Annotated in this window: 15 protein-coding genes; 5 read left to right on the top strand and 10 right to left on the bottom strand. The window is 74.9% G+C overall.

Annotated features, from left to right (window positions below; all coding sequences use genetic code 11):
* On the top strand, positions 1-318 hold the full coding sequence (locus EV374_RS07080; protein ID WP_486485620.1) for an STAS domain-containing protein: 318 nt from the start codon (positions 1-3) through the stop codon (positions 316-318).
* A gap of 56 nt (positions 319-374) precedes the next feature.
* Here the strand turns inward: EV374_RS07080 and EV374_RS07075 are convergent, their stop codons facing one another.
* From EV374_RS07075 to pcaF, 9 genes are all read right to left on the bottom strand, one after another.
* Positions 375-4,043 carry a SpoIIE family protein phosphatase gene (locus EV374_RS07075; RefSeq protein WP_132232792.1) on the bottom strand — a complete coding sequence of 1,223 codons (3,669 nt, stop codon included), beginning with the start codon at positions 4,041-4,043 and terminating at the stop codon, positions 375-377.
* Positions 4,044-4,362: 319 nt separating this feature from the next.
* On the bottom strand, positions 4,363-5,076 hold the full coding sequence (locus EV374_RS07070) for a gamma-glutamyl-gamma-aminobutyrate hydrolase family protein (RefSeq protein WP_132232790.1): 714 nt from the start codon (positions 5,074-5,076) through the stop codon (positions 4,363-4,365).
* On the bottom strand, positions 5,073-5,840 hold the full coding sequence (locus tag EV374_RS07065) for a 3-oxoacyl-ACP reductase (RefSeq protein WP_132232788.1): 768 nt from the start codon (positions 5,838-5,840) through the stop codon (positions 5,073-5,075). Before EV374_RS07065 ends, EV374_RS07070 begins: the two co-directional genes overlap by 4 nt.
* A gap of 4 nt (positions 5,841-5,844) precedes the next feature.
* A complete protein-coding gene (locus tag EV374_RS07060; RefSeq protein ID WP_132232786.1) occupies positions 5,845-7,200 on the bottom strand; it encodes an aldehyde dehydrogenase family protein in 1,356 nt (451 codons plus the stop codon).
* Positions 7,201-7,219: 19 nt separating this feature from the next.
* Entirely contained in the window at positions 7,220-8,581 is a 1,362-nt protein-coding gene (locus EV374_RS07055) for a glutamine synthetase family protein (RefSeq protein ID WP_132232784.1), read from the bottom strand.
* A 513-nt stretch (positions 8,582-9,094) separates the two neighbouring features.
* A complete protein-coding gene (locus tag EV374_RS07050; RefSeq protein ID WP_132232782.1) occupies positions 9,095-9,595 on the bottom strand; it encodes a DUF456 domain-containing protein in 501 nt (166 codons plus the stop codon).
* Complete coding sequence (locus EV374_RS07045; RefSeq protein WP_132232780.1) at positions 9,592-11,769, bottom strand: EAL domain-containing protein; 2,178 nt, start codon at positions 11,767-11,769, stop codon at positions 9,592-9,594. The genes EV374_RS07050 and EV374_RS07045 overlap by 4 nt, the downstream gene beginning before the upstream one ends.
* A 4-nt stretch (positions 11,770-11,773) precedes the next feature.
* Positions 11,774-12,592, bottom strand: coding sequence for an SAM-dependent methyltransferase (locus EV374_RS07040; protein WP_132232778.1), 819 nt, complete (start codon positions 12,590-12,592; stop codon positions 11,774-11,776).
* A 293-nt stretch (positions 12,593-12,885) separates the two neighbouring features.
* Positions 12,886-14,091 (bottom strand): 3-oxoadipyl-CoA thiolase, encoded by a 1,206-nt coding sequence (gene pcaF / locus EV374_RS07035; RefSeq protein WP_132232776.1) that lies wholly within the window; start codon positions 14,089-14,091, stop codon positions 12,886-12,888.
* Between the two features lie 107 nt (positions 14,092-14,198).
* On the opposite strand from pcaF, the gene EV374_RS07030 reads away from it, so the two are divergent.
* The 4 genes from EV374_RS07030 to EV374_RS07015 all read left to right on the top strand — a co-directional run bounded on the left by EV374_RS07030 (position 14,199) and on the right by EV374_RS07015 (position 18,501).
* Positions 14,199-15,164 carry a glutathione S-transferase C-terminal domain-containing protein gene (locus EV374_RS07030; protein WP_132232774.1) on the top strand — a complete coding sequence of 322 codons (966 nt, stop codon included), beginning with the start codon at positions 14,199-14,201 and terminating at the stop codon, positions 15,162-15,164.
* Positions 15,157-15,792, top strand: a complete 636-nt coding sequence (locus EV374_RS07025) for a DUF998 domain-containing protein (RefSeq protein WP_132232772.1) — start codon at positions 15,157-15,159, stop codon at positions 15,790-15,792. Before EV374_RS07030 ends, EV374_RS07025 begins: the two co-directional genes overlap by 8 nt.
* A gap of 263 nt (positions 15,793-16,055) precedes the next feature.
* Positions 16,056-17,360, top strand: coding sequence for a dicarboxylate/amino acid:cation symporter (locus EV374_RS07020; RefSeq protein WP_132233226.1), 1,305 nt, complete (start codon positions 16,056-16,058; stop codon positions 17,358-17,360).
* Between the two features lie 73 nt (positions 17,361-17,433).
* On the top strand, positions 17,434-18,501 hold the full coding sequence (locus tag EV374_RS07015; RefSeq protein WP_132232770.1) for an NADH:flavin oxidoreductase/NADH oxidase: 1,068 nt from the start codon (positions 17,434-17,436) through the stop codon (positions 18,499-18,501).
* Between the two features lie 41 nt (positions 18,502-18,542).
* Here EV374_RS07015 and EV374_RS07010 read toward each other — a convergent pair whose 3' ends face one another.
* A complete protein-coding gene (locus EV374_RS07010) occupies positions 18,543-22,169 on the bottom strand; it encodes an ATP-binding cassette domain-containing protein (protein WP_132232768.1) in 3,627 nt (1,208 codons plus the stop codon).
* Positions 22,170-22,173 lie beyond the last annotated feature (4 nt).

Here is a 22,173-nt window from a genome sequence, read left to right as displayed (position 1 = left end):
GTGGATCAAGGAGGCGGCGCGTCTCCCGTCTTCTCCGCCAGCGCGGAGATCGACGGTGACCACCTATGCGTCCTGGTCACCGGCGAGGTCGACATGGCCACCGCCGACGTCATGTTCCAGACCGCGCTGCGGGAGCCGGCCGAGCGGGTGACGCTCGACCTGCGGGCGGTCACCTTCTTCGACTCGGCGGCCATCCACGCCGTGGTCCGGCTGGCCCAGCAGCTTCCCGGCGCGCTCACCGTGCTGCCGTCGCGGCAGGTCCACCGGGTGCTGGACATCTCCGGCCTGGCCGACCAGGCCTGGCTCCGCCCGGCCTGACCCCCCGCACCCGCGCCGCACGACCGGGCGCGCGCCCGGAGCGCCGCCGGCCGCGCTCAGTCCGCCAGCCGCCGGCGCAGCGTCACCTCGGTCCCCTCGGCGGTACGGTGCACCGACAGCTCCCCCAGCGCCTCGATGAGGGACAGTCCCCGCCCCCGGAAGCCCGATCCGGTCGACTCCCGCCACCGGCCGCTGTCGCGCACCGTGGCGACCACCGTGCGGTCGGAGATGGTCACCTCGACGCCGATCGTCGGCTCGGCCGGCTCGACCGGGTGCTCGATGGCGTTGGCGGCCGCCTCGGAGACGGCGACGGTCAGGTCGAACAGGTCCGTCTCGCTGACCTTGTGCGCGACGAGGAAGTCCTCCAGCCGCTTGCGCAGCACGCTGAGCCGGGTGGGATCGGCCGGCAGCCGCAGCGCGAACCGGTTGAGTTCCGCCGCCTCCAGGGCGAGCACCGCGACGTCGTCGCGCAACGGCCGACCGGCGACCCGCTCCACCACGGCGTCGATCAGGTCGGTCACGTGCTCGCCGGGGGTGGCCGCGTCCTGCCGCAGCGTGGCCAGCGCGGCGTCGATGCCGAGCTGCCGGTCCTCGATCAGCCCGTCGGTGAAGAGCAGCAGCCGGCTCCCGGCGGCCAGCTCCCCCTCGACCGTCCGGTAGGCCGTGTCGGGGATCGCCCCGACCGGCGGCCCGAGCGCCCGGTCGTGCAGGAACGCCACGTCGTCTCCTCGGATCAGCAGCGGGGACGGGTGGCCGGCGCTGGCGTACCGCATCCGGCCGGTACAGGGGCTGAACCACAGGCAGAACACCGTCGCGAAGGAGCGGCCCTCGTTGGTGCCGACGAGCCGGTTGAGCCGGGTCAGCGACTCGCCGGGATCGAAGCCCTCCAGGACGTACGCCCGCAGCGCGTTGCGGAGCTGGCCCATCGCGGCGGCCGCCCGCACGCCCTTGCCGACCACGTCGCCGATCGCCAGCACCAGCTCGTCGTCGCCGAGCGCGACGACGTCGTACCAGTCCCCACCGACCTCCACGTCGGCGCTGCCCGGCAGGTAGCGGCTGGCCACCAGGGCGCCCGGCAGCTGCGGCAGTGACCGGGGCAGCAGGCTGTGCTGGAGCGTGGTGGCGATACGGTGCTCGGCCTCGTAGAGCTGGGCGTTCTCCAGCCGCACGCCGACCAGCCGGGCGAGCTGGGTGAGCGCGGCCTCGTCGGTGTGGGTCCCGTCGCCGTCCGGACGCCAGACCCGCAGCTCGCCGAGCCGCTCGCCGGCGGTGCCGGTCAGCGGCAGCACGAAGGACGGCTCGATCGAGGCTAGCCCGCCGCCGTCGGCCTCGAAGCGCATCCCGGTGGCGGAGACCACCACCCGGGCGGCCTCGGCGAGGCTCAGGGCGTGCCGCGCGGCGACCTGGAGCACGTCGGCCGTGGAGCGGGCGGTGTTGACCGCGACCGCCGCGTCGGCCAGGGCCCGCAGCCCACGGATGATCTGGCCGCGGAGCTGGCCCAGCTCGACGTTGGCCCGTACCCGGGCGGTCAACTCCTGACCGGAGAAGGGCTTGGTGAGGTAGTCGTCGGCGCCGACCGCGAGCCCGGCGACCTCCTCGGCGGAGCCGGCCCGGGCGGAGAGCAGCACGATCGGCAGGTGCCGGGTACGCGGATCCGCGCGCAACGCGGCGACCAGCCCGAACCCGTCGAGCCGGGGCATCATCACGTCGGTCAGCACCAGGTCGAACGAGCCGTCGACGGCGTGCCGCAGCGCCTCCACGCCGTCGGTGACCGCGACCACCTCCCAGGACGGGGAGAGCAGCCGGGTGACGTGCTCGCGCAGGTCGGCGTTGTCGTCGGCGACCAGGATCCGGCCGGCGGTGCCGGTCCCCCGGGCCGAGCCGGCACCGTCGGCCGACCCGGCGGCGACGGTCCAGAGCGCCGTCTCCGCGACGTAGAGGTCGGCCTGCGCCAGCTCGACCTGCGCCGGCGGGCCGGCGTCGACGACCCGCTCGACCGGCAGGTGCCCGGCGCCGAACGGAACGGTCACGGTGAACGTGCTGCCCTCGTCGACGCGGCTGCGCACGGCCACCTCGCCGCCGTGCATCTCGACCAGCTCGCGGACCAGTGCCAGGCCGATCCCGGTGCCCTCGTGGCTGCGCGAACGCACCCCGGGCACCCGGTGGAAGCGCTCGAAGATCTGCGGCAGTTCCTCCGGCACGATGCCGACGCCGGTGTCGGTGACCTCCAGCCGGGCGGCCCCGTCGACGGCGCGGATCCGCACCCGGATCTCGCCGTCGAAGGTGAACTTCACCGCGTTCGAGACCAGGTTGAGGACGACCTTCTCCCACATGTCCCGGTCCACGAAGACCGGCGCCGGCAGCGGCGGGCAGTCCACGACCAGGCGCAGCCCGGTCCGCTGGGTGGCCGACCGGAACGTGCTGGCCAGGCGGGCGGTGTAGTCGGCGAGGTCGGTGGGCTGGTAGCGGGCGGCCAGCCGCCCGGACTCCAGCCGGGAGAAGTCGAGCACCGTGTTGACCAGCTTGAGCAGCCGCAGCGCGTTGCGGTGCATGGTGGTGAGCCGTTCGGTGTACGCCTCCGGCAGCGCCGGGTCGGCCAGCAGGTCCTCCAGCGGACCGAGCACCAGGGTCAGCGGGGTGCGGAACTCGTGGCTGACGTTGGCGAAGAAGTTGGTCTTGGCCCGGTCCAGGGCGGCCAGCTCGGCGGCGCGGGTGCGTTCCTGCTCGTACGCCTGCTGCCGCCCGACGGCCCGGGAGAGCTGCGCGGCGACCAGGTCGAAGAAGTCCCGGTACTCCTCGGTGAGCGGCTGGCGGCGGGCGACGCCGACGGCCAGCGCGCCCACGGTCTCGTTCCCGGCGGTGACCGGCAGCACCAGCGCCTCACCGGTCGCGTCGGCCGGAGCCTCGGTGAGCAGGTCCGTGACGGCGACGGTGACGGCGGTGCCGGCGGCGGTGACCTCGGCGAGCCGCGCCGGCGGGGGCGTGGCGACCGCCCGTGGGCCGACGCCGCCGCACCCGGTCAGGGCCAGGTTGCCGGCCTCGTCGGACAGGTACACCAGCGAGAACGGCACGTCCGGCCGGTGCCGGTCGAGCACCGCCGCCGCGACCCGGCCCAGCTCGGGCCGGCTGTCCACCTCTGCCAGGTCGGTGCCCAGCTCGGCCAGCAGTCGCAGCCGGCGCTCGCCGACCACCCGGCCCGTGGTCTCGTTGACGATGCAGAAGACGCCGGCGACGGTGCCGTCGGCGGCCAGGATCGGGTCGTAGGAGACGTCGAAGTACGTCTCCTCCAGGAAGCCGCGCCGGTCGAGCGGGAAGGGGTGGTCCTGCGCCCGGTACGACCGGCCGCCCCGCCGGACGCCCTCCAGCAGCGGCCCGAGCACGCTCCAGGTCTCCGCCCAGTGCTCGCGGGCCGGCTGGCCCAGCACGTCCGGGTGCTTGCCGCCGATCGTGGGGCGGTAGGCGTCGTTGTAGAAGGCGAGTTCGTCCTCGCCCCAGAACATGACGATCTGCGCGCTGGAGGCGAGCATGAGGCCGATCGCCGAGCAGAGCGCCGGCGGCCACCGGTCGGGGGTGCCGAGCGGGTGGGCGGACCAGTCGAGGCGGCCCATCAACCCGCCCATCTCGCCGCCGCCGGCGAAGGCGGCGGCCAGCAACGGGGGAAGATCAACCTGCTGGCCCACCTCGGACGGGCAACCCTCGTCCACGCCCCCCTGGGCCGAGCTCATAGTTCCTCCCGCTCCGGCCGTCACCGCCTCGGTCCGGTGATCCGACCGGCCCTGCCCCGCTTGGTACCCCGACGGACGAGCAACGTAACGCATACCGCCCGTCGTGCGCTGTTCATGTCCGCCGCACCGGGCCGCCATCCCCCGGACGCGCCGTCGCGGGGCCGGGTCCACACAGGACGGCTGGTCACCCGAATCTGGACCAGCGCGGCATTTCAGTCCCGTGCACGGGACGATACGGCCCCGGGCGGGCACCACCCCGGGAGGCGGCTGTGATGTGCGACACCCCCACCCGCCCGCGGCGGCGGTGGAGGGGGGTGCGTCACCGGCGCGCCGGGCCGACCCGGCCTTCCCGGGCGGCCCGGACCAGGGCGGCGATGGGTCGCGGATCGGGCTCGTTCTCCGGGTGCCACTGCACGCCCAGCAGGAAGGGCCGATGCGGATCCTCGACCGCCTCGACCACCCCGTCGTCGGACCAGCCGGTCACCGCCAGCCGGCCCGGGTCGGCCACCGCCTGGTGATGGTAGGAGTTGACCCGGTCCACCCCGGCCATCACCGTCGCGGCCAGGCTGCCCGGGGCGAACCGCACGCCGTGCCCGCCGTAGACGCCGGGGGCGGGGCGGTGCAGGTCGTGCCCCACCAGGTCCGGCAGGTGCTGGTGCAGCGCCCCACCGGCGGCGACGGCGAGCAGTTGCATCCCCCGGCAGACCCCGAGCACCGGCAGGTCGGTGTCGAGCGCCGCGGTGAGCAGGGCCAGCTCGCCCGCGTCGCGGCCGGGCCGGCTCTCCGTGCGGGGCGCCGGCGGCTGGCCGTACCGGGCCGGGTCGACGTCCGCGCCGCCGGCCAGGACCAGCCCGTCGAGCACCCGCAGCACGTCCGCGTCGCGGTCGTCCGGGGGCAGCACCACCGCCCGGCCCCCGGCCGCGGTGACCGCCCGGACGTACGCCTCGGGCAGCAGCACCGCCGGCACGTCCCGCCACACCCCCCAGCCGACCGGCTCGACGTACGCGGTGATCCCGATCAGTGGCCGGCTCACAGCGGGGTGACGTACGCGCCGGTGATGCCGCCGTCCACGACGAACTGCGCGGCGGTCATGAAGGACGAGTCGTCGCTGGCCAGGAACGCCACCGCGGCGGCGATCTCCTCCGGCTCTCCGAACCGCCCCATCGGCACGTGCACCAGCCGGCGGGCGGCCCGCTCCGGGTCGGCGGCGAAGAGCTCCAGCAGCAGCGGGGTGGCGACCGGGCCGGGGCAGAGCGCGTTGACGCGGATGCCCTCCCGGGCGAACTGCACGCCCAGCTCCCTGGTCATCGCCAGCACCCCGCCCTTGCTCGCCGTGTACGCGATCTGCGAGGTGGCCGCCCCCATCAGGGCCACGAACGACGCGGTGTTGATGATCGAGCCCTTGCCCTGCCGGCGCATGTGCGGGATGACGTGCTTGCAGCAGAGGTAGACGCTCGTGGTGTTGACCCGCAGCACGCGCTCCCAGGCGTCCAGTCCCGTGGTCAGGATGGAGTCGTCATCCGGCGGGGAGATGCCGGCGTTGTTGAACGCCACGTCGATGCGCCCGTGCCGCTCGGCCACGCCGTCGAAGAGGTCCCGTACGGCCGCCTCGTCGGCGACGTCGGTGGCGACGAACTCGCCGCCGACCTCCTCGGCGGCCCGCCCACCCGCCTCCGCGTCGACGTCCACGCAGACCACCCGGGCCCCCTCGGCGGCGAACCGCCGCACGGTGGCCAGCCCGATCCCGCTGCCCGCTCCGGTGACCACGGCCACCCGGTCCTCAAGTCGACCCCGCACCTGATCACTCCTCCGTCGCGATGAACACGTTCTTGACGTCCGTGAAGGCGTGCAGCGCGTCGGGGCCCAGCTCGCGGCCCAGCCCGGAACGCTTCATCCCGCCGAACGGCGTCCAGTAGCGCACCGAGGAGTGCGAGTTGACGCTGAGGTTGCCCGCCTCCACGGCCCGCGCCACCCGCACCGCCCGGCCCACGTCCCGGGTCCAGACCGAGCCGGAGAGGCCGTACTCGGTGTCGTTGGCGAGGCGGATCGCGTCGGCCTCGTCGTCGAACGGGAACACCGAGACGACCGGGCCGAAGATCTCCTCCCGCCAGTGCCGGTCCGCTGTCGATTCGGCGAGCAGCACCGTCGGGGCGTACCAGAAGCCGGGGCCGTCGGGGCGGGAGCCGGTGAAGGCGATCTTCGCCCCGTCGACGTACCCGGCCACCCGGTCCCGCTGGGCGGCGGAGATCAACGGGCCCATCTCGGCGGTTTCCCGGGACGGGTCCTCCACCCGCAGCGCGCGTACCGCCGGTTCGAGCAGTTCCAGGAACCGGTCGTACACCGGCCGCTGGACCAGGATCCGCGACCGGGCGCAGCAGTCCTGGCCGGCGTTGTCGAAGACGGCGTACGGGGCGGTGGCCGCCGCCCGCTCCAGGTCCGCGTCGGCGAAGACGAGGTTGGCGCTCTTGCCGCCCAGCTCCAGGGTCAGCCGTTTCACCTGCGCGGCGCAGCCGGCCATGATCCGGGTGCCCACCTCCGTGGAACCGGTGAAGCAGACCTTGCGGACGGCGGGGTGGGTGACGAACCGCTCCCCCACCACGGACCCGGCGCCCGGCAGCACGGTGAACACGTCGTCGGGTACGCCCGCCTCGCGCGCCAGCTCCGCCAGGCGCAGCGCCGTCAGCGGGGTCAGCTCGGCGGGCTTGAGCACCACGGTGTTGCCGGCCGCGAGCGCCGGCGCGAAGCCCCACGCGGCGATCGGCATCGGAAAGTTCCAGGGCACGATCACGCCGACCACGCCGAGCGGCTCGTGGAACGTCACGTCCAGCCCGCCCGGCACCGGGATCTGCCGCCCGGTCAGCCGCTCGGGCGCGCCCGCGTAGTAGTCGAGGACGTCGCGGACGTTGCCCGCCTCCCACCGCGCGTTGCCGATGGTGTGCCCGGAGTTGCGCACCTCCAGCCGCGCCAGCTCCTCCAGGTGCGCGTCGACCACCGCCGCGAACCGCCGCAACACCCGCGCCCGCTCCCCCGGCGCCACCGCCCGCCAGCGCCGGAAGGCCGCGTCCGCCCGCGCGATCGCCGCGTCGACCTCCCCGACCGACGTGGCGGGCACGCCCCCCACGACCTCCCCGGTACTCGGATCCACCACCTCACTCAACCCCGACCCCTCCCCTCCGTCAGAGGCGTTCGAAGCCACGGATCAGCTCCCAGTCCGTCACGGCGGCGTCGAAGGCCGTCAGCTCGATGCGCGCCTGGTTGGCGTAGTGGGCCGTCACCTCGTCGCCGAACGCCTCGGCAGCCACCGTCGAGCCCTCCCAGAGCGCCAGGGCGTCGCGGAGCGTGCCGGGGACCCGGTCGGCGGCCGGATCGTCGTACGCGTTGCCGGTGCACTCCTCGCCCAGTGCCAGCTCCCGCTCGATGCCGTGCACCGCGCCGGCGACGAGTGCCGCGATCGCCAGGTACGGGTTCACGTCCGCCCCCGGCACCCGGTTCTCCACCCGCATGCCCTGCCCGTGCCCGACCAGCCGCAGCGCGCAGGTGCGGTTGTCCGTGCCCCAGCGCAGCGCGGTGGGTGCGAACGACCCGGGCTGGTAGCGCTTGTACGAGTTGATGTTCGGGGCGAACAGGAGGCTGAACTCGCGCATCGTGGCCAGCAGCCCGGCCAGCACCCGCTGCCCGGTCGTCGACAGGTGCGCCGGCCCGTCGCCGAGCATCGCCGAGCGGCCGTCGGCGTCGCGCAGCGAGAAGTGGATGTGGCAGGAGTTGCCCTCGCGCGCGTTCGGCTTGGCCATGAAGGTGATCGACATGCCCTCCTGGGCGGCGATCTCCTTCGCCCCGTTCTTGTAGATCACGTGGTGGTCGGCGCAGGCCACCGCCTCGTCGTAGCGGAAGGCGATCTCGTGCTGGCCGAGGTTGCACTCCCCCTTCGCGCTCTCCGGGGTGAGCCCCGCCCCGGCCATCTCCCGCCGGATGCGGCGCAGCAGCGGCTCCACCCGGGCGGTGCCGAGCAGCGAGTAGTCCACGTTGTACTGGTTGGCCGGGGTCAGGTCCCGGTAACCGCGCTGCCAGGCTTCCTCGTACGAGTCGCGGAACAGCACGAACTCCAGCTCGGTGCCGGCGTACGCGGTCAGCCCGTGCGCGGCCAGCCGGTCGAGCTGCCGGCGTAGGATCTGCCGGGGCGAGGCGACCACCGGGGACCCGTCCAGCCAGGCCAGGTCGGCCAGGAGCAGCGCGCTGCCCGGCTGCCAGGGCACCCGGCGCAGCGTGTCGAAGTCCGGCACCATGGCGAAGTCGCCGTAGCCGCGTTCCCAGCTCGACATCGCGTACCCGTCGACCGTGTTCATGTCGACGTCGACGGCCAGCAGGTAGTTGCAGCCCTCGCTGCCGTGCGCGGCCACCTGGTCGAGGAAGTAGGGCGCGTGGAACCGCTTGCCCTGCAACCGGCCCTGCATGTCGACCAGGGCCAGCACCACGGTGTCGATCTCATCCTCTGCGACGGCGACCCGCAGCTGTTCCAACGTGAGCGGAGCTTTCCTCATCGGCGGGCCTCCATCACCAAGGTCTACTGGCTGAACCGGTCGACCGTCAATGCCCCGCCCGGCATCCCGGCAACCGCCCCGGCACGCACCCGGGCCCGCCTCGCAGCGCAGCCGCCGGACCCGGCAGCCGCCGTCGCCCTGCCCGACCGGCCCCGGCCGGCACGGCCAGCGCCCGCGGGTCGGCAGGCCGGCCGAGCCGGCAAATTACGTTGCCGTGCCGGCTCGTGGACCGCATGCTTGAGGCCGTGACCAGGCCCGATCGCGACGGGCCACCGCCGGGCGCTCGGACCGCCCGGCACGCGGCGGCGCGGGGCACGTCACCTCTCTCTCACCGTACGGCGCTGCGCCGTACCCGACGCCCGCCCCGCGCCGCGCGCACCGCACCCGCATCGGCTCGAACCGAGCGACCGGCCCGGCCCGTACAGGTCCGATCCGCACCGCACCGCACCGATTCCGTCGGAGCAAGCGGCACGCACCGCACCGGCTCGATCCGGCGCGGCCGCCCGCGTCGGCTCAGGCGAGCAGCAGCCCGGCGACCCAGAGCGCGGCGACGAGCAGACCGGCGAGGAACTCGACAAGCATGGACAGGCCGGCCGCCGCGACCGCCTGCTTCGTCGCCGGCCAGGCCAGCCGGGAGTCGCCCAGCCGCAGCCGCTCCGCCGCCCACACCCCGCCGACGAAGCCGAGCACCAGCCCGATCACCGGGACCACGAAGAAGCCGACCAGGCCCAGCAGGCCACCGGCGAGCAGCGACGAGGTGGGCACCCCGGTGCGTTTCAGGTTCCGCCCCGGCCAGGCGTACTTGACGACGGTGCCGCCCGCGGCGACCACGGTCGCGGCGGCGAGCACCGCCCAGCGGCCGGGGCCGGCGCCGCCGAAGATCGCCCAGACCAGCACCCCGCCCCAGCACAGCGGCAGCGCCGGCAGGCCGGGCACCACCACCCCGGCGAGCCCGGCGAGGATCGCCAACCCGGCGAGTACGGCGACCGCCGCCTCGCTGTCCGTCAGGCTCATGCCGTCGCTCCCCGGTCGTCGTCGCCACGTAGCCGGGCGGTGATCTCCGCCGCCGGTGCGGGCGGGCCGAAGAACCGGCCCTGCCCGGTGTCGCAGCGCAGCGCGCGCAGCCGCTCGGCCTGTACCCCGGTCTCCACCGCCTCGGCGGTCACCCACAGCTCCAGCGCGTGCGCCAGCCGCACCAGCGCGTCCACGATCCGTTCGTCCCGGTGGTCGGGCGCCGCCTCGGCGTCCTCACCCCGGATGCCCTCGACGAACGGCCCGGCCAGCTTGAGGCAGTGGATCGGCAGCCGACGCAGGTACGCCAGGTTGGAGTAGCCGGTGCCGAAGTCGTCGATCGCCATCCGTACGCCGAGGGCGGCCAGCCGGTGCAGCGACCGCAGCGGCTCCCCGGCGGTGCCCATCACCGCGCTCTCCGTCAGCTCCAGTTGCAGCAGATCCGCCGGCAGCCCGGTGGAGGCCAGCACGTCGGCCACGGTGTCCACGATCCCCGGGTCGTCGGCCTGCCGGGCGGCCAGGTTGACGCTGACCACCAGCTGCGCCCGGGGGAACTCGCGCCGCCACGCCTCCGCGTCCCGGCAGGCCTGCCGCAGCACCCACTCGCCGAGCCGGACGATCAGGCCGGTCTCCTCGGCGAGCCCGATGAACCGGTCCGGCCCGATCAGCCCCAGCTCCGGGTGCTGCCACCGGACCAGCGCCTCCACGGCCAGCATCGAGCCCTCGACCAGGGACACGATCGGCTGGTAGTGCACGACGAACTCGCCCCGGTCCAGCGCCGCCGGCAGCCCGGCGGCCAGGGCGGAGCGGGCAATGTCCCGGGCGCCGCGCTCCGGGTCGTAGACCGCCCACCGGCCCCGGCCCTCCGCCTTCGCCCAGTAGAGCGTGGTGTCGGCGGCCTTCATCAGCTCCAACGCGCTCGTCCCGCCGACCGGGCACTCGACGATCCCGACGCTCGCCGACACCGCGAGCTGCTGCTCGCCGATGTGGACCGGGGCGGAGACCGCGGCCAGGGCCAGCTCGGCGACACCCACCGCGTCGTCGATCCCGGCGCCGTCGTCGACCAGGATGACGAACTCGTCCCCGCCCATCCGGGCGACGAGGTGGCCGCGGCCCGCGACGCAGTCGGCCAGCCGCTTGGCGATCACCACGAGCAGCCGGTCGCCGAGGTCGTGGCCGAGGCTGTCGTTGACCGCCTTGAAGCCGTCCAGGTCGAGGAAGCAGACCCCGACCCGTCGGGCCGCGTCGGCGACGTCGAAGACCCGGCTCAGCGTCTCGAAGAACAGCGTCCGGTTGGGCAGGCCGGTGAGCGGGTCGTGCAGCGCCTGGAAGCGCAGCCGCTGCTGGAGTTCGTGCCGCTCGGTGATGTCCTCGATCATCGCGACGGTGAACCGGGGCCGGCCGTCGTCGTGGCGGATCAGCGAGACGGACAGGTCCGTCCAGACCACGCTGCCGTCCTTGCGGTAGTAGCGCTTCTCCACCCGGGCCCGGTCCTGCTTGCCCTCGATCAGCTCCTGGTAGAGCTCCCACATCCCGGCCGCGTCGTCGGGGTGGAACAGTGCGGCCACATTGGTCTGGCGCAGCTCCTCGATGGAGTAGCCGAGCATGTCCGCGAACGCCTGGTTGACGTCGATGATCTGGCCGTCGACACCGGCGATGCCGATCCCCGTGGCCGCCCCCACGAAGACGGCCCGGAACCGGGCCTCGCTGTCGCGCAGGGCCTGCTCCACGTCGTCGCGGGCCTGCCAGGCCGAGCGGGCGATCCGCTCCTGCTGCGCGAAGGTGCGGTCGCGCAGGGCGCGGGCGAAGCCGGCGGCGAGTCCGCCCTGCAACGCCGCGACCCGTTGCGCCGTCCCGTCCCGGTGGGCCCGGCCCGGCACCACCCGGGCGGCGAACCGGTCGCCGAGGGCCCGCACCGACCAGTCGAGCACCCGGGGTTCGGTCAGGTGCTCCTCGACCAGCGCGCGCCCCACCTCCTCGGCCGGCAGGGGCGAGAAGGGCTCGGCGAGCAGGGCCTGGGCCAGCCGGACCGTGTGCAGGTGCAGCAGGCGCTCGGTCTCCGCCGCGCTGAGCGGCACGAAACCGAGCCGGCGCACCGCCCTGGCCCACTCGGCCGCATACCACTGGGCGCCCGACCGGCTGAGGTCGTCGCCGCCGGGCTCCGGGACGGCGGCCATGGGCTCAGGCGGTGGGTTGGTCGTACCGGGCGACGCCGCCGAAGGCGCCGAACCGCTCCGGGTGCTCGTCGACGTCGGAAGGCGAGTCGGGGCGCCACAGCGGCATGTGCACCACACCCGGCTCCAGGAGCGTCCAGTCGCCGAAGAAGCTCGTCACCTCGGCCCGGGAGCGCAACGTGATCTCGGTGTCGGTACGCGCCGAGAGGCGCTGCGCGTCGAGCATCTCCTGCGGCTGGTCCTCGAACGTGGAGTGTGAGACGACCAGGTGGCTGCCCGGAGCAGCGGCGGCCCGGAGGGTGGCCAGGATCTCGCCGGGGCGGTCGGCGTCCCGGACGAAGTGCACCACCCCGGCGAGCAGGATGCCCAGCGGCCGGCTGAAGTCGAGCAGCCCGAGGTCACGGGCCGCGGCCAGGATCCGCTCCGGCTCACGCAGGTCGCCGTGGATCACCCCGGTCAGCTCGTCGCCGGCGAGCAGCTCCCGGCTGTGCGCCACCGCGACCGGGTCGATGTCGACGTAGACCACCCGGGCCTTCGGATTGGCCGTCTGGGCGACCTCGTGCACGTTGCCCACGGTGGGGATGCCGGAGCCGATGTCGAGGAACTGGTCGATGCCGGCGTCGAGCAGCGTGCGTACGGCGCGACGCAGGAACTCCCGGCCGGCGCGCATGGTCGCCGCCAGGTTCGGGGTCATGGCGGCGATCTGCTCGGCGAGCTGCCGGTCGATCTCGAAGTTGTGCGCCCCGCCGAGGAAGTAGTCGTACACCCGGGCCGCGCTCGGGCGGGTGAGGTCGATCTCGGCGGGAAGTCCGTCCGGCATCTGCACTGCTGCACCTCATGGTCGTCGCCGCGGTGCGGGAGGGAGCCGGTGCCGCGGTCACGTGGGGGTACGCGAGGCACCGGCCGACCCGCGGGTCGTGTGGTGCTCACCACTCTAGGCCGCGTACTGCCGGCTCCGGGAGGTCCCATGACCCACTTCGTCGGCCCGTCGGATGTCCGTCACGGCCCTGCTCGCCCGCCGGCACGGCTCCGCCCCCGCCGGTGACGAGCCTTCGTCGCCCACGGCATCGGAGCCCCCGGACCGGGCGGACAGCGGCGGCGGCCCTGGCCGACCCCGGGTCAGCCGGCGGACTCCAGCAGCAGCGAGATGCCCTGCCCCACGCCGACGCACATGGTGGCCAGCGCCCGCCGGCCGCCCCGGCGGCGCAGCTCGAGCGCGGCCGTCAGCGCCAGCCGGGCGCCGCTGGCGCCGAGCGGGTGCCCGAGCGCGATGGCCCCGCCGTTCGGGTTGACGTGCTCGGCGTCGGTCGGCAGGCCCAGCTCGCGCAGCACCGCGACGGACTGCGCGGCGAACGCCTCGTTCAGCTCGATCACGTCGACCGCGTCGAGGCCGAGGCCGAGGCGGTCGAGCAGCTTCCGGGTGGCCGGCACCGGCCCGACGCCCATCACCCGCGGCGGTACGCCGGCCGCGGCGGCGCCGGCGACCCGGGCCAGCGGGGTGAGGCCGTAGCGGGCCACGGCGGCCTCGGAGGCGACCAGCAGCGCCACCGCGCCGTCGTTGACACCCGACGAGTTGCCGGCGGTCACCGTGCCGCCCTCGCGGAACGGGGTGGGCAGCGCGGCGAGCTTCTCCAGCGAGGTCTCCCGGGGGTGCTCGTCGACCTCGACGAGCCTGGTCTCGCGCCGCCCCGCCGGCACGGTCACTCCCACGATCTCCTCGGCGAAGCGGCCGTCGGCCTGCGCCTTCGCGGCCCGCTGCTGCGACCGGTACGCGAACTCGTCCTGCTCGGCGCGGCCGACGCCGTACGCGGCGGCGACGTTCTCCGCCGTCTCCGGCATGGAGTCGATGCCCCAGTGCTTCTCCATCAGCGGGTTGACCAGCCGCCAGCCGATGGTGGTGTCGTAGACCTCGGCGGTGCGGGAGAACGGGGTGGTCGCCTTCGGCATCACGAACGGGGCGCGGCTCATGCTCTCCACCCCGCCGGCCACCACGAGGTCCGCCTCGCCGGCCACGACGGAGCGGGCCGCGGTGGCGAGGGCGTCCAGGCCGGAGCCGCAGAGCCGGTTGACCGTGCTGCCGGGCACCTCCTCGGGCAGCCCGCCGAGCAGCGCCGCCATCCGGGCCACGTTGCGGTTGTCCTCGCCGGCCTGGTTGGCGCAGCCCAGGATCACGTCGTCCACCCGCGCCCAGTCCACCGACGGGTGTCGGGCGACCAGTTCGCGGATCACGTGCGCGGCCAGGTCGTCGGGGCGGACGCCGGCGAGGGCGCCGGCGTAGCGGCCGATCGGGGTGCGGACACCGGCCACCAGGTATGCCACGGTCATCAGCGCGATCCTTCGGGGGGTGGGAAGGGGCGGGGGCGGGGCGGTTCCGGGTCGCGGGGACGCCCGGCCGCCAGGATATCCGCGCGCGCAGCGGATAGGTTGGCGGCATGGCCCGGGCCCAGTTCAGCGCAGAGACCAGTGGCGGCGGCGAGTTCGTCCGCCAGCCCAACCGGTTCACCGGTCGGGTCACCCCGGACTCCGACTCCCCGCCCGGCGGCGGGCCGGACGCGCAGGGCCGGTGGCCGCTGGAGTCGGGCCGCTACCGGCTGATCTGGTGCCGGGCCTGCCCGTGGGCGCACCGGGCCCGGATCGTGCGTGGCCTGCTCGGCCTCCAGGACGCGATCTCCCTCGGCACGGTCGACCCGATCCGCGACGAGCGGGGCTGGCGGTTCGCCCTCGACCCCGACGGGTTCGACCCGGTGCTCGGCATCGGCTTCCTCTCCGAGGCGTACCTGGCCACCGACCCCGACTACACCGGGCGGGTCACGGTGCCGGCGCTGGTCGACACGCGCACCGGCCGGGTGGTCACGAACGACTATCCGCAGCTCACCCTGGACCTGTCCACCGAGTGGCGGGGCCTGCACGGGCCGGGGGCGCCGGACCTCTACCCGGTCGAACTCCGCCCGGAGATCGACGCGCTGATGGCGGAGATCCACCGGGACGTCAACAACGGGGTCTACCGGTGCGGCTTCGCCACCTCGCAGGCCGCGTACGACGAGGCGTTCACGGCGCTGTTCGCCCGGCTCGACGCGCTCTCCGCGCGGCTGGCGGGCCGGCGCTACCTGATGGGCGACGTGATCACCGAGCCCGACGTGCGGCTCTTCACCACCCTGGTCCGCTTCGACGTGGCATACCACGGGCACTTCAAGTGCAACCGGCAGAAGCTCACCGAACTGCCGGTGCTCTGGGCGTACGCGCGGGACCTGTTCCAGACGCCGGGCTTCGGCGAGACGGTCGACTTCGACCACATCAAGCGGCACTACTACGGCACCCACGCGGCGATCAACCCGACGGGGATCGTCCCGCTCGGCCCCGACACCTCCGGCTGGACCACGCCGCACGGGCGTGGCTGAGCCGCGCCGGGCCGACCCGCGTACCGCCGCGCCCCGGGCCGCCGCCGCGTCGGCCTCCGCCGCCTGCGTCGTCGCGGGCGCGGTCGCGGTGACCGTCGCCGTGGTCGCCGGTCCGGGGCCGGGCCTGACCGGGTACGTCAGCGAGGCGGGCGTCACCGACAGCGCGTACGCCCCGGCGTACCGGATCGGGGTCTTCGCCCTGGCGGCCGGGCTGCTGCTGCTCGCGGCGGCGCTGCCCCCGGTGCTGCGGGCGGCGGCCGGGCTGCTCGCGGCCGGGAGCGTCTTCGCGCTGGTCTCCGGGGCGGTCACGTGCAGCGCCGGCTGCCCGCTGCCGCCGTTCGAGCAGGCGACCACGGCGGACCTGGTGCACGGCGCGGCGAGCATCCTCGCGGTGGCCGCGGTGGTCCTCGCGATGCTGGCGATCATGCTCACCCGGGCCGCGCCGCCGGCGCTGCGTCGACTGGCCGCGGTGGCCCTGGCGGCGGCCCTGCCGCTGGCGGGCGCGACCGCCGTGGCCATGCTCTTCGTGGGGCGCGGCGGCCTGATCGCCGTGCTGGAGCGGCTGCTGCTGCTGGTGGCCGTCCTGTGGGGCACGGCCGCCGCGACCGCCGTCGCCCTCCGCCGGTGAGGAAGGGCCCCTTGTTAACGCCTGCGGTAGAGGAAGGGCCCCTTCCTTACATCTGGTGTAAGGAGCGTCACCGCGGGGACTCCTTCCGGAGCATCGACGGCCGGCGTTATCCTCGGCGGCGATGACCAACGTCTGGCACCTGACCGTGCGCCTGTATGTCGACCTCCGACTGCAGGCCAGCGGCGTCTGTCCGGCGCAGCCGCTCTCCTGACGCTGCCCGTTCCGACCTCCAGACCCAGGGACACACCCTCATGGCTTCCGCCCTGCGCAAGATCCCCTTCTCCGTGCAGATCCTGCTCGGCCTCGTCCTCGGCGTGGCGCTCGGCTTCCTCGCCCGTGCCAACGACCTGAGCTGGCTCACCAGCACCCTCGACACCGTCGGCGGCCTCTTCGTCCAGCTGCTCAAGCTGGCCGTACCGCCGCTGGTCTTCACCGCCATCGTGGTCAGCGTGGTCAGCCTGCGCGGGGTGGCCAACGCCGCCCGGCTGGCCCTGAAGACCCTGCTCTGGTTCGGCGTCACCGCGCTGATCGCGGTGGGCGTCGGCATCGGGCTCGGCCTGCTCACCGACCCGGGCCGCGGCGTCACCCTCGACACCGCCGGCGCCACCGCGCCCACGAGGACCGGCTCGTGGACCGACTTCCTCACCGGCATCGTGCCGACCAACCCGGTCGGCGCGTTCGTCGACGGCAACGTGCTCCAGATCGTCTTCCTGGCCCTCGTCGTCGGCGCGGCGGCGCTGCTGCTCGGCGAGCCCGCGGAGCCGTTCGTGGCGATCAACCGCGCGCTGCTGGAGATCGTCCAGAAGGCCCTGTGGTGGGTCATCCGGCTCGCCCCGATCGGCACCCTCGGCCTGATCGGCAACGCCGTCGCCTCGTACGGCTGGGACCTGGTCGCCCCGCTCGCCAAGTTCACCACCGCCGTCTACGTCGGCTGCGCGATCGTGCTCTTCGTGGTCTACCCGCTGCTGCTGGTGGGCGCCGGCCGGCTCAACCCGCTGCGCTTCTTCGCCGGCGCCTGGCCCGCGATCGAGCTGGCGTTCGTCTCCCGCTCCTCGGTGGGCACGATGCCGGTGACCCAGCGCTCGGTCGAGCGCCTCGGCGTCCCCCGCGAGTACGCCTCCTTCGCGGTGCCGTTCGGCGCCACCACGAAGATGGACGGCTGCGCGGCGATCTACCCGGCGCTGGCCGCGATCTTCGTCGCCCAGGTCTTCGGGGTGGACCTCGGCGTCACCGACTACCTGCTGATCGCCTTCGTCTCGGTGGTCGGCTCGGCCGCCACCGCCGGCCTGACCGGCGCGATCGTGATGCTCACCCTGACGCTGAGCACGCTGGGCCTGCCGCTGGCCGGCGCCGGTCTGCTGCTGGCGATCGACCCGATCCTGGACATGATCCGCACCGCCACCAACGTCGCCGGCCAGGCGCTGGTGCCGACGATCGTCGCCGCCCGCGAGGGCACCCTGGACCGGGCCGCGTACGACTCGGCGGGCCGGCGGTCGCCGCTCGCCCCGGCGGACGCCGACGGCGACGGCCCGCGCCGCTCCGAGGAGCTGAGCCCCCTCCCTGCCTGAGCCGCCCGGCGCGACCGACGAGTCGGGGAGGACCCCGCCCCGGGGTCCTCCCCGCGTCCGAGAGGATGACCGCATGAGTGTCCTGTTCACCCCGCTGACCCTGCGCAGCGTGACCCTGCCCAACCGGATCGCCCTGGCGCCGATGTGCCAGTACACCGCCGGCCCGGACGGCCTGCCCACCGACTGGCACCTGGTGCACCTGGGCGCCCGCGCGGTCGGCGGCGCGGGTCTGGTGATGACCGAGGCCACCGCCGTGCTGCCCGAGGGGCGGATCAGCCCCCAGGACACCGGGCTCTGGTCCGGGGCGCACGTCGACGCCTGGCGGCCGGTGACCGCCTTCGTCGCCGCGCACGGCGCGGTGCCGGTCGTGCAGCTCGCGCACGCCGGGTTCAAGGCCTCGACGTACCACCCGTGGGCGTCCCGGCGGGGCGGGGTGCCCGACGCCGAGGGCGGCTGGACCCCGGTCGGCCCGGGGTCCGCGCCGTTCGTGCCCGACTACCGGGTGCCGACCGCGCTGGACGAGGCGGGCATCGCCGGCGTCGTCGAGGCGTTCGCGGCGGGGGCCGGCCGGGCGGTCGACGCCGGGTTCGCGGCCGTGGAGATCCACGCCGCGCACGGCTACCTGTTGCACGAGTTCCTCTCCCCGCTGACGAACCACCGCGACGACGGCTGGGGCGGGGACCGCTCCGGCCGGATGCGGCTCACCCTGGAGGTGGCGCGGGCGGTCCGTGCGGCGGTCGGCGAGGACGTGCCCGTACTGACCCGCATCTCGGCCACCGACTGGGAGCCGACGGGCTGGACGGCCGAGGACAGCGTGGTGCTCGCCGGCGAACTGGCCGCCGCCGGGGTGGACCTGGTCGACTGCTCCTCGGGCGGCGCGTCGGCCACTGCGACCGTCCCGGTCGGCCCGGGCTACCAGGTGCCGCTGGCCGCCCGGATACGCCGGGAGTCGGGCGTGGCCACCGGCGCGGTCGGCCTGATCGTCGAGCCGGAGCAGGCCGAGGAGATCGTCGCGTCCGGCGACGCCGACCTGGTCCTGCTCGGGCGGGAACTCCTGCGGGACCCGTACTGGCCGCACCGGGCCGCCGCCAAGCTCGGCGCCACCCCCACCTGGCCCGCCCAGTACGCCCGCGCCACCTGACCCCCGATCCCCGGCCCCGCCCAGGTGGGGCCGGGCCGGGGTCAGCCGGCCAGGTGGGACCAGTGGGGTTCCAGGTCGCGCCAGGGGCCCTGGGCGGCGACCGTGCCGGACTGGAGGACCACGACGTGGTCGGCCCGGACCAGGGCGGCGCGCTTCGAGGTCGACCCCACCACGGTCACGCCGTGCTCGCGCAGCGCCTGCCACAGCGCCAGCTCGGTGGTGACGTCCAGCGCCGAGGACACGTCGTCGGCCACCAGCAGCTCGGTACGGGGGGCGAGCGCCCGGGCCAGCGCGAGGCGCTGCAACTGCCCGCCCGAGAGCCGGGTGCCCTTGTGCCCGATCAGCAGCCCGAGCCCGCCGCCGGTCGATGCCAGGTCGTGGTCGAGCTGAGCGGTCGACACCGCCGCCGCGGCGTCCACCTGGTGGCCGAGGGTGATGTTGTCGGCCACCGTGCCGGAGAGCACCCGGGGCAGCTGGCCGACGTAGCCCACCTGGTGGGGGCGCAGGAACAGCTCCGGCTCGGTGACGGGGTCGCCGTTCCAGGTCAGCCGCCCGGTGTGCGGGGCGATGCCGGCCAGCGCCCGCAGCAGCGACGACTTGCCCGAGCCGACCGGGCCGACGACCAGCACCAGCTGGCCGCGTTCCACCGTCAGGTCGACGTCGCGTACGGCCACCGTCCCGTCGGTGTGCCGGACGCCGAAGCCGGTCAGCTCCAGCCGGCGTAGCGGGTGCCGGGGCGGCACGACGGGCGCCGGGGCCGTCCCCGCGCCGAGCTCCACCCCCGGCACCGCCGCCGAGTACGCCTCCACGCCGGTCATCGCCACCGTCCGCCGGGTCCACACCCGCGCCGACGGGATCTGCGAGATCAGCGAGGCCGTCGTCCACGCGAACCAGCGGGCGGCTGCCAGGGTGGCGACCGCGACCAGGGTGGTGCCGGCCGAGAGCTGCCCGGCCAGGAAGAGCGCCCACGCGCCGATCGGCAGCAGGCCGCTGACCAGCGACGGGGTCGAGCGGGACCAGACCTGCACGGCGATCTCCCGGCGTTGCCGGTCGCTGCGCACCACGTCGAGGTCGGCCAGGTGGGCCAGCACCGGGCGGGTGGCCCCGGCGAGCTTGACCGTACGGGCGGCCGACAGCGAGGAGACCAGCGCGGTGGCGAACGCGGCCCGCGCCGCGACGGTGGCCCGCGCCGACCGTTCCAGGTGGGGGCCGAACAGCGTGGCGGCGAGTCCGGAGACGAGCATCGTGCCCGCGAAGAAGAGCCCCGGCACCACGCTGCCGGTGACGGCGGTCATCGTGACCAGGAGCACCAGCGAGAGCCCCTGGTCCATCAGGTTGTCGGCGAGCTGTACCACCCGCTCGGTGTCGCCGCCCTGGGCCACCACCTCCGCCGGCGTGTGCCGGCTGACCCGGCGCGGTCCGGTCTGGCCGTGCACCAGGCGCAGGCTGATCCGCAGCATCTGCCGGACCCACCACTGCGGGAAGCGCAGGCCGTTGAGGTACGGCACCGGCAGGGTCACCAGCAGGCCGACGACGATCCCCAGCGCGGGCTGCCACGGGTCGCCGGTGCCGTCGACCACGTCCGCCCAGAGCCACGGCAGCACCGGCCCCTCCAGCCCGAGGAGCACGAGCAGCAGGAACAGCGCCAGCGAGGCCAGCCCGTAGCGCGCGTCGTTGAGGCACAGCCGCAGGATCTCCCGCAGTCCGCGCAGCCCTTGCGGGGACGTCGGCTCCGGCTCCCCGGAGGCTTCGGACCCGCCCTGACCCGCCAGGCCGTCGGCCGACCCGGCCGACTCCGCCGGGGTCGCGGGGACCGCCCCGACCGGCGGCACGGCCGGCACCCCGACGGGCGGCACGGCCGAGGGCGTGGCCGGTGGGCCGACCGGGGGTGTCGCCGGTGGGAGGGCGTCGTCCGGGCCGGGGATCGGCCACGGGTCCGACGGGCCGGTCAGCAGGTCGACCCCGCCGGAGCGACCGCCCGGCGCCGCGTGGGCGTACGCGGTGGCGTGGCTGGTGGCGAGCAGTTCGGCGAAGCGTTCCGAGGAGTCCAGCGGCCCGGCCTCCACGACCGCGCCGTCGGCCATCACCACCACCTCGTCGCAGCGGCGTACGGAGGAGAGGCGGTGGGCGATGACGATGCCGATCCGGTCCCGCAGCAACCGCTCGGTGGCCTGCTGCACCCGCGCCTCGGTGACCGGGTCGAGGCGGGCGGTGGCCTCGTCGAGGATCACCACGTGCGGGTCGCGCACCAGGATCCGGGCGAAGGCGACCAACTGCTCCTGCCCGGCCGAGAGCACGTGCCCGCCGTCGCCCAGCCGGGTCCGCAGCCCGGCGGGCAGCTCGGCGATCCAGCCGTCGAGCCCCAGCTCGCGCAGCGCCCGGGCGGCGGCGTCGAGCAGGTCCGGATCGAACAGCGCGACGTTCTCGGCGAGGGTCCCGGCGAGGATCTCGGTGCGCTGGGGCACCACGGCGATCCACCGGCGCAGCGCCTCGACGTCGAGGTCGCACACGTCGTCGCCGGCCAGGAAGACCGTGCCGGGCGGCACGTCGACGGCCCGGGTGAGCACCTTCGCCAGGGTGGACTTGCCGGAGCCGGTCCGGCCGACCAGCGCGTACGAGCGGCCCCGGGTGAAGGTCAGGTCGACGTCGTGCAGCGCGGGGCCGCGCCCGTCGTCGGCACCCCCGTAGCGGAAGGTGAGGCCCCGCACCACCAGGTCGCCCTCGTTCGGGGCGGCCCCGCCCACGGGCTCCTGCCGGGAGCCCGCCAGCAGCTGCACCCGCCCCCAGGCGCCGAGGGCGTACTGGAGTTCGGGGACCATCCGGCTGACGTGCTCGACGGTCATGCCGAAGCCGATGGCCAGCAGCCAGATCGCGGTGAGCCGGGCACCGTCGACCCGGCCGGTGACCAGCGCCCACGCGCCGCCGAGCACCACGGCCGCGATCCCGACCCGGATGACGCCGGCGGCCACGGTGGTGACCTGGGCGGACATCCGCCACACGCGCACCCCGCGACTGAGCACCTCGGCGGCCCGCCGGGCGTAGAGGCGCAGCACGTACGGCCGGGCCAGGCTGGTGCGTACGTCGTCCTGGCCGTGGATGGCCTCCTCCATCACCGCGGCGAGGTCGGACCAGGCCTCCTCCTCGGCCATCCGGGCCGGGCCGATCCGCGCGGTGGGCTTGCGCAGGCCGACGGCCAGCAGCACGGTCAGCAGCAGCATCCCGAGGCCGGCCGGCCACCACACCGCGAGGGCGACGACGGTCGACAGCACACCCGCGGCGAGGCCCTGCGCGATCCGTACGCCCTGGTTGCGCACCGCAGCGGCGACCTGGTATACGTCGCCGTCGATGCGGTCGAGCAGCTCGCCGACCGGGGTGGTCTCCAGGGTCGGCAGGTCCTGCCCGAGCGCGACCCGGCACAGCCGGCGCCGCACGTCGGCGGACCAGTCGGCGGTCAGCCCGGCCATCAGCAGGCTCACCGCGAGGTCGGTGAGGACGGCGGCGACCAGCGCCACGGCGAGCAGCGCGAAGAACCCGGCGGCGCGGTGCACCAGAACGGGGCCGGCCAGCGCGGCGGCGGCGGCCTGGCCCCCGGCGCCGAGCACGATCAGGCAGGTCACGATCGCCATCCGGCGGGGCGAGGTCGCCCACATGTCCCGGAGCAGACGCATGACG

It is taken from the genome of Micromonospora sp. CNZ303 (genome assembly GCF_004345505.1).
The sequence above is the reverse complement of the archived record's forward strand: the minus strand, read 5'-3'. Positions and strand labels throughout refer to the sequence as shown.

Coding starts and splice junctions, on each gene's coding strand:
- EV374_RS07050 (WP_132232782.1), bottom strand. CDS start 9,595: ATGAGCCTGACGGACAGCGAGGCGGCGGTCGCCGTACTCGCCGGGTTG.
- pcaF (WP_132232776.1), bottom strand. CDS start 14,091: ATGACCGTGGCATACCTGGTGGCCGGTGTCCGCACCCCGATCGGCCGC.
- EV374_RS07075 (WP_132232792.1), bottom strand. CDS start 4,043: ATGAGCTCGGCCCAGGGGGGCGTGGACGAGGGTTGCCCGTCCGAGGTG.
- EV374_RS07030 (WP_132232774.1), top strand. CDS start 14,199: ATGGCCCGGGCCCAGTTCAGCGCAGAGACCAGTGGCGGCGGCGAGTTC.
- EV374_RS07010 (WP_132232768.1), bottom strand. CDS start 22,169: ATGCGTCTGCTCCGGGACATGTGGGCGACCTCGCCCCGCCGGATGGCG.
- EV374_RS07055 (WP_132232784.1), bottom strand. CDS start 8,581: ATGAGGAAAGCTCCGCTCACGTTGGAACAGCTGCGGGTCGCCGTCGCA.
- EV374_RS07015 (WP_132232770.1), top strand. CDS start 17,434: ATGAGTGTCCTGTTCACCCCGCTGACCCTGCGCAGCGTGACCCTGCCC.
- EV374_RS07045 (WP_132232780.1), bottom strand. CDS start 11,769: ATGGCCGCCGTCCCGGAGCCCGGCGGCGACGACCTCAGCCGGTCGGGC.